11 protein-coding genes and 1 pseudogene are annotated in these 7,060 nt (G+C 70.9%); 4 read left to right on the plus strand and 8 right to left on the minus strand.

Annotated features, from left to right (window positions below; translation table 11 throughout):
- The 8 genes and pseudogenes from Q0L15_RS05700 to rpsJ form a co-directional block, all read right to left on the minus strand.
- The coding region (locus Q0L15_RS05700) for a KH domain-containing protein (protein WP_296602861.1) at positions 1–291 on the minus strand (291 nt) is incomplete at its 3' end.
- Positions 291–731: a 50S ribosomal protein L22 gene (rplV, locus tag Q0L15_RS05705; protein ID WP_296602862.1), complete on the minus strand. Its 441-nt coding sequence runs from the start codon at positions 729–731 to the stop codon at positions 291–293. The genes Q0L15_RS05700 and rplV, both read right to left, overlap by 1 nt.
- The gene (rpsS, locus tag Q0L15_RS05710) at positions 728–1,009 is read right to left on the minus strand and encodes a 30S ribosomal protein S19 (RefSeq protein WP_091025716.1); all 282 of its coding nucleotides are present in this window, start codon (positions 1,007–1,009) and stop codon (positions 728–730) included. Before rpsS ends, rplV begins: the two co-directional genes overlap by 4 nt.
- A 15-nt stretch (positions 1,010–1,024) precedes the next feature.
- Positions 1,025–1,739 (minus strand): annotated as a pseudogene (rplB, locus tag Q0L15_RS05715) (50S ribosomal protein L2).
- Positions 1,740–1,768: 29 nt separating this feature from the next.
- Positions 1,769–2,074 (minus strand): 50S ribosomal protein L23, encoded by a 306-nt coding sequence (rplW, locus tag Q0L15_RS05720; RefSeq protein WP_011757332.1) that lies wholly within the window; start codon positions 2,072–2,074, stop codon positions 1,769–1,771.
- A complete protein-coding gene (gene rplD / locus Q0L15_RS05725) occupies positions 2,071–2,835 on the minus strand; it encodes a 50S ribosomal protein L4 (RefSeq protein ID WP_296602865.1) in 765 nt (254 codons plus the stop codon). The genes rplW and rplD overlap by 4 nt, the downstream gene beginning before the upstream one ends.
- Positions 2,836–2,837: 2 nt before the next feature.
- Positions 2,838–3,497 (minus strand): 50S ribosomal protein L3, encoded by a 660-nt coding sequence (gene rplC / locus Q0L15_RS05730; RefSeq protein ID WP_296602866.1) that lies wholly within the window; start codon positions 3,495–3,497, stop codon positions 2,838–2,840.
- 10 nt (positions 3,498–3,507) lie between these two features.
- Positions 3,508–3,816, minus strand: coding sequence for a 30S ribosomal protein S10 (gene rpsJ / locus Q0L15_RS05735; RefSeq protein WP_008360994.1), 309 nt, complete (start codon positions 3,814–3,816; stop codon positions 3,508–3,510).
- Positions 3,817–4,237: 421 nt separating this feature from the next.
- On the opposite strand from rpsJ, the gene Q0L15_RS05740 reads away from it, so the two are divergent.
- The 4 genes from Q0L15_RS05740 to Q0L15_RS05755 all read left to right on the plus strand — a co-directional run.
- Positions 4,238–4,723 (plus strand): carboxymuconolactone decarboxylase family protein, encoded by a 486-nt coding sequence (locus Q0L15_RS05740; RefSeq protein ID WP_296602877.1) that lies wholly within the window; start codon positions 4,238–4,240, stop codon positions 4,721–4,723.
- Between the two features lie 198 nt (positions 4,724–4,921).
- Complete coding sequence (locus Q0L15_RS05745; protein WP_296602878.1) at positions 4,922–5,845, plus strand: hypothetical protein; 924 nt, start codon at positions 4,922–4,924, stop codon at positions 5,843–5,845.
- Positions 5,842–6,477: a DUF4129 domain-containing protein gene (locus Q0L15_RS05750; protein ID WP_296602879.1), complete on the plus strand. Its 636-nt coding sequence runs from the start codon at positions 5,842–5,844 to the stop codon at positions 6,475–6,477. Before Q0L15_RS05745 ends, Q0L15_RS05750 begins: the two co-directional genes overlap by 4 nt.
- Positions 6,474–7,060, plus strand: a 587-nt coding sequence (locus tag Q0L15_RS05755) for a DUF4350 domain-containing protein (RefSeq protein WP_296602881.1), incomplete at its 3' end; no start/stop codon positions are given. The genes Q0L15_RS05750 and Q0L15_RS05755, both read left to right, overlap by 4 nt.

Raw genomic sequence — 7,060 nt, forward strand, 5'->3', positions numbered from 1 at the left:
CTGCTTGCCGGTGAGCTTCTCGAGCTCGCCGCGGATGCGGTCGGCCTCGGCGCCGCGGCGACCGATGACGATGCCCGGACGCGCGGTGTGGATGTCCACCCGCACGCGGTCACGGGTGCGCTCGATCTCGACCTTGGAGATGCCGGCCCGCTCCATGCCCTTGGAGAGCAGCTTGCGGATCGCGACGTCCTCGCCCACGTAGGACTTGTAGAGCTTGTCGGCGTACCACCGGCTCTTGTGGTCGGTCGAGATGCCGAGGCGGAAGCCGTTCGGGTTGATCTTCTGGCCCATCAGGCACTCTTCCTCTTCTTCGGGGACGCCTTCTTCTCTGCCACCACGTCGGCCGGCTGGACCACGAGCGTGATGTGGCTGGTGCGCTTGTTGATGCGGGTCGCACGACCCTGCGCACGCGGACGCCAGCGCTTCATCGTCGGACCCTCGTCGACCTGGGCCACGGACACCACGAGGGCGGCGCGGTCGAGGCTCTCGGTGGTCTCGGCGTTGGCCACCGCGCTCTCGAGGACCTTGTAGACGGTCTCGGAGGCGGCCTGCGGCGCGAACTGCAGCAGCGAGAGGGCCTCGTCCACGGGCAGCCCGCGGACCATGTCGACGACGCGGCGGGCCTTCATCGGCGTGATCCGCACGTAGCGGGCGCTCGCGAAGGCGCCGGGCTGGTCGCCGAGCAGCGACTCGCGGCGGGCGCTGACGCGCCTGCGGTCGGTGGTGCTCATCGACGACGCCCCTTCCGGTCTTCCTTGACGTGCCCGCGGTAGGTGCGGGTGGGAGCGAACTCCCCGAGCTTGTGGCCGACCATCGCGTCGGTCACGAAGACCGGCACGTGCTTGCGACCGTCGTGCACGGCGATCGTGTGACCGATCATGTCCGGCACGATCATCGACCGGCGCGACCAGGTCTTGATGACGTTGTGCGAGCCCTTGGCGTTCTCGGCGTCCACCTTCTTCTGCAGGTGGTCGTCGACGAACGGGCCCTTCTTCAGGCTGCGAGGCATGTCTCTATTTCCCTATCAGCGCTTGTTCTTGCCGGTCTTGCGGCGACGGATGATCTGGGAGTCGCTGGCCTTGCGCTTGCGCGTACGGCCCTCGGGCTTGGCCGGCCTTGCCCCAGTTGATGTTCGACTGCTCGGCGTTGCCGACCTCGCCGACGGTCGCGCGGCAGCGCACGTCGACGAAGCGCATCTCGCCCGAGGGCATGCGCAGCGTCGCGCGGGAACCCTCGCGAGCGACCAGCTGGGCGCTGTTGCCGGCAGAGCGGGCGATCTTCGCGCCGCCGCCGGGCCGCAGCTCCACGCAGTGGATGGTGGTACCGACCGGGATGTTGCGCAGCGGCAGGTTGTTGCCGGGCTTGATGTCGGCGTTCGGGCCGGACTCGACGCGGGTGCCCTGCGTCAGGTCCTTCGGCGCGATGATGTAGCGCTTCTCGCCGTCGACGTAGTGCAGCAGCGCGATGCGGGCGGTGCGGTTGGGGTCGTACTCGATGTGAGCGACCTTGGCCGGCACGCCGTCCTTGTCGTAGCGACGGAAGTCGATGATGCGGTAGGCGCGCTTGTGACCGCCGCCCTGGTGCCGGGTGGTGATCCGGCCCTGGTTGTTGCGGCCGCCCTTCTTGGGCAGCGGACGCGTCAGCGACTTCTCCGGAGTGGTCCGGGTGATCTCGACGAAGTCGGCGACCGACGAGCCGCGACGGCCCGGGGTAGTCGGCTTGTACTTGCGGATAGCCATGTGTCTAGTCCTCGTATCCAGGGGCCCGGTCAGGAGACCGGACCTCCGAAGATGTCGATGCGGTCGCCCTCGGCGAGGCTGACGATCGCGCGCTTGGTGTCCTTGCGCTTGCCCAGCCCGTTGCGGGTGCGCCGCGTCTTGCCCGGACGGTTGATCGTGTTCACCGAGGTCACCTTGACGTTGAACACCTTCTCGACCGCGATCTTGATCTCGGTCTTGTTGGCGTCGGGGTGCACCAGGAAGGTGTACTTGTTCGCGTCGAGGAGGCCGTAGCTCTTCTCGGACACGACCGGCGCCAGCAGGATGTCGCGGTGGTCCTTGTGCAGGGTGCTCACTTCGCAGCCTCCTCGGTGGTCTTCGCGGTGCCGTTCACGAAGGCGTCGTAGGCGCCCTGCGTGAAGACGACGTCGTCGGACGCCAGCACGTCGTAGGTGTTGAGCTGGTCGACCGCCACGATGTGCACCTCGGGCGCGTTGCGCAGCGACAGCCAGGTGACGGTGTCGGTGCGCTCGAGGACCACGAGGAACCGCGAGCGCTCGGAGAGCGTCGTCAGCGCCGCGAGGGCCGCACGCGTCGAGGGGGCCTCGGCGGTGATGATCGACTCCACCACGTGCACGCGGTCGTGGCGCGCCCGGTCGGAGAGGGCACCGCGGAGGGCGGCGACCTTCATCTTCTTGGGGGTGCGCTGGTCGTAGCTGCGCGGCTGCGGGCCGTGGACCGTGCCACCGCCGGCGAACTGCGGCGCGCGGGTCGAGCCCTGACGGGCGCGGCCGGTGCCCTTCTGCTTGTAGGGCTTGCGGCCACCACCGCGGACCTCGCCGCGGGTCTTGGTGGCGTGCGTGCCCTGGCGCGCGGCGGCCTGCTGGGCCACGACGACCTGGTGGATCAGCGGAACGTTGAGCTCCACGTCGAAGATCTCGGCGGGCAGGTCGACCTTCGCCACCTTGGGAGCAGCGGCCTCGGCCGGAGCAGCCTTCTTGGCGGGAGCGGCCTTCTTCGCCGGAGCAGCCTTCTTGGCCGGAGCCTTCTTGGCCGCAGCCTTCTTGGCGGGAGCCTTCTCGGCCTGCTCGGGGGTCTTCTCGTTGTCCTCAGCCATGATCAGACCTCCTGCGTCTTCTTGGCGGCCGAGCGCAGCACCACGAGACCACCCTTGGGGCCGGGAACGGCGCCCTTGAGGAGGATCAGGCCCTTCTCGGTGTCCACGGCGTGCACGGTGACGTTCTGGGTGGTGACGGTGTCGGTACCCATCCGGCCGGCCATGCGGACGCCCTTGAACACGCGACCCGGGGTGGCGCAGGCGCCGATCGAGCCGGGCTTGCGGTGGTTGCGGTGGGCACCGTGCGAGGCGGAGACGCCGGCGAAGCCGTGACGCTTCATCGTGCCGGCGAAGCCCTTGCCCTTGCTGGTGCCGGTGACGTCGATCTCCTCGCCGGGGGCGAAGGTGTCGACGGCGAGCTCCTGGCCCACGGTGTAGTCACCGGCGAGGGCGGTGCGGATCTCGACGACGTGGCGGCGCGGGGTCGTGCCTGCCTTGCCGAAGTGACCGGCCTGCGGCTTGGTCACCTTGCGGCCGTCGATCTCACCGAAGCCGACCTGGATGGCGTTGTAGCCGTCGGTGGCGGGGGTCCGGACCTGAGTCACCACGTTGGTGCCGGCGGCGATCACCGTCACCGGGACGACGCGGTTGTTCTCGTCCCAGACCTGGGTCATGCCGAGCTTGGCGCCCAGCAGGCCCTTCACGTTGCGTTCGAAAGTCATCTCAGGAACCTCAGAGCTTGATCTCGATGTCGACACCGGCAGGCAGGTCGAGGCGCATGAGCGAGTCGACCGTCTTCGGCGTGGGGTCGATGATGTCGATGAGGCGCTTGTGGGTGCGCATCTCGAAGTGCTCGCGGGAGTCCTTGTACTTGTGGGGCGAGCGGATGACGCAGTACACGTTCTTCTCGGTCGGCAGCGGCACCGGGCCGGCGACCTTGGCACCCGTACGGGTGACGGTGTCCACGATCTTGCGCGCCGAGGTGTCGATCACCTCGTGGTCATAGGCCTTGAGCCTGATGCGGATCTTCTGTCCCGCCATAGGTCTCTCTCGTCCTTCTCGATTCGGTACCGCGTGCAGTCCCGGGGCTTCCTCCGGCTTGAGTCGTCCCCGCCCGTGCTTCGCCACCTGCTTCTCCGACCCCCGCGGTCGGGCGTGTCGCACCTGTCAGGCGCAACACGAGACCGGTTGATCTCGTCTGCTGTGGTGGTGCCCGACGGTTCGTCGGGCGGATCGGGTCTCCTGGGTCGGTGCGGCCGCACGCCGGACCACTGACCTCTCGTAGGAGACGCGATTCAGTAGTCAAGATGTGGCGCACCCCGGCAACCCGCCGAAGCAACCGGACTATCTTGGCAGACATCTCCGCGAGCACCAAACCGAGGAGCGCACCCGCTCGGCCTCGGCTCCGGACCGGGCGCTCGAGGCCCGAGAACACGTTCTAGATCCGCGCTATCCTGCGGCGGTGATCATCGACCTGCCCGAGGGCGTCGACCCCATCATGCACGTGTGGGGCGAGATGGTCCCGCACATCGGGGTCGCGGCGTCACGGTTCTCCCAGAGCGTCTACGCCCACACCACCCTCGGCCTGCGCGAGTTCGAGGCGGCGCGGCTGCGGATCGCCCAGATCAACGGCTGCGTCTTCTGCCAGGACTGGCGCACCGAGCGCGACGGCGAGCGCGTCGAGGAGACGTTCCCGGACGCGGTGGCGGCGTGGCGCACGACCACCGACCTCGACGAGCGCGGCCGGCTGGCCGCGGAGTACGCCGAGCGGTTCGCGCTCGACCACCACGGACTCGACGAGGACTTCTGGGGCCGGATGCGTGGGGCCTACTCCGACGCCGAGATCGTCGAGCTGTCCATGTGCCTGGGCTCGTGGATCGCCTTCGGTCGGCTCAACCGTGTCCTCGGCCTCGACACGGCGTGCCGGCTCCCCTCGACGGCGCACTGACAAGATAGGCCCGTGTCGGGCGACCCTTACCCTCCCCCACCCGGGTGGCAGCCGCCGCCTGCCACCGCGCCTCCGACCGCCCCTCCGTCCGCGCCGCCGTCCGGCCTCCCCGCCGGAGGGCCACCGACCTGGGCACGGCAGCCCGGTCCGCATCCTGCGCCGCCGGGCATGCTCGGAGCCGCCCACAAACCCGGGGCGATGCCGCTGCGGCCGCTCAACCTCGGGGACATGTACGACGCGGCGTTCCGCATCATCCGGTTCAACCCGCGGGCGACCGTCGGCTCCGCGGTGCTCGTCGCCGCGGTGTCGATGGCGGTGCCCGTCCTCGTCACGGCCGTGCTCACCGCGCTCGTCGACCTGTCGGCGGCCCAGTCCGGCGACGACCTCACGACGGCGGAGCTGCTCGGCTACCTGGGCTCGATCGGGTCGCTGTTCCTCGGCACGATGCTGCAGTCGATCGGCTCGATCCTGGTGACCGGCATGGTCGCGCACGTGACCGCCGCCGCTGCCATCGGTCGCCGGCTCAGCCTGGGCGAGGCCTGGACGGCGACCCGGGGCTCGCGCTGGCGTCTGGTCGGGCTGACCCTGCTGCTCGGCCTGATGGTGGCCGGCGGCCTGCTCGCCTACGGCGTGCTCTGGCTGCTCGTGGTCGTGGTGGCGCCCACGTGGGCGATCGTGCTCTTCGGCGTGCTCACCGTGCCGGCCTTCGTCGTCTTGTCGTGCTGGTTCTGGATCCGCGTCTACTACCTGCCGGTGCCGGCGCTCATGCTCGAGCGGAGTGGGGTGCTCGCCGCCGTCGGCAGGGGCTTCCGGCTCACCCGGCGGCAGTTCTGGCGGACCTTCGGGATCGCGCTGCTCACCGTCCTCGTCGCCGGGATCGCCGGCAGCATGCTCGCGGCCCCGTTCTCGATCGGCGCGCAGGTGCTGCCGCTCGCCATGGCCGACTCCCGTTACGTCGTCCTCGCGGTCGTGGTGCTCACGGCGATCGGGACGGTCGTCCAGACGGCGTTCGTCACCCCGTTCACCTCCGCCGTCACCAGCGTCCAGTACCTCGACCAGCGGATCCGCAAGGAGGCCTACGACGTCGAGCTGATGACCCAGGCCGGGATCACCGCGTCGTGACGTGGTCGCTCGCGGTGGCCCTGGTCACGGCGGGGGCCGAGCCTCCGCTCGACCCCTCCCCCGACGACGCGCGCTCCTTGCTGCGTCGTGAGCTGGTGCGCCCGGAGTACCACGACCGCGACGTGCTGCAGCAGATCCTCGACGGCATCGGCCGTCTCGTCGACGGCGCCGTGGACGCCGCGTCGGGCACCCCGCCCCTGTCGACGTTCGCCGCGATGGTGGCGTTCCTCCTGCTGGCGCTCGCCCTCGGGTGGCTGCTGTCGCGGGCCCGGCGTACCGCCCGGGCCGCCCAGGATCGCGCGGCGCTCCCCCTGGACCGGACCGTGCGCGCAGCCGAGCTCCGTGATCGTGCCGAGCGCGCCCTCGGCGAGGGCCGGTTCGAGGAAGCGGTGGTCGAGGGCTTCCGCGCACTCGCCGTCCGACAGGTCGAGCGGGGGGCTCTCGAGGACAGGCCCGGCGCCACCGCCCACGAGGTCGCCGCTGCCCTCGGCGGCGTGCACGCCCGGCACCGAGAGCAGGTGGACCGGGCGGCGACGCTCTTCGACGGCGTCCGGTACGGCGACCGCCCGGCCACGGCCGAGCAGGCCCACGAGGTGCTCGCGCTCGACGACTCCCTGGCGGGCCGGAGGTGACCGGCCGGCTGCGCCGTCGGCGCGCGGCGCTCGCGGTCCTCGCGGGACTGGTGGCCGCGGTCGCCGTCGTCCTGCTGCTGGGGAACGCGGATGCGCGCCGGGGCGTGGCGCTCGACCCGGACAACCCCGACCCGGAGGGCGCGCGGGCCGTGGCCCGCGTGTTGTCGGCCCAGGGCGTCGCCGTCACCGTCGTGCGCGACGCCGACCAGCTCGAGCACACCGACGTCGACGGGGCGACGGTGCTCGTCACCTCGACCGACCACCTGGGCCAGAGCACGGCCGACCGCCTCCTCGACCACACCGCACGGGCGCGGCTGGTGCTGGCCGAGCCCGGGCCCGGCACCACCTCGGCGCTCGGGCTGACCGACCTGCCCTTCCGGGTCGCCGTCGACGAGCCCCGGGCCGCGAGCTGCGCGGACCCGGCGTACGCCGGGCTCTCGGTGCAGGTCGACCGGGCCGTCGAGTACCCGGTGGCGGGCGGCTGCTTCCCCGGCGAGCACGGCGCGCTGATCGCCGAGCCCCGCCCAGGGCTGGTGCTGCTCGGCGCCGGCGACCTGCTGAGCAACGACCAGGTGCTGCGCGC

The sequence above is a fragment of the Nocardioides sp. genome (genome assembly GCF_024509035.1).
Taxonomy (GTDB): Bacteria; Actinomycetota; Actinomycetes; order Propionibacteriales; family Nocardioidaceae; genus Nocardioides.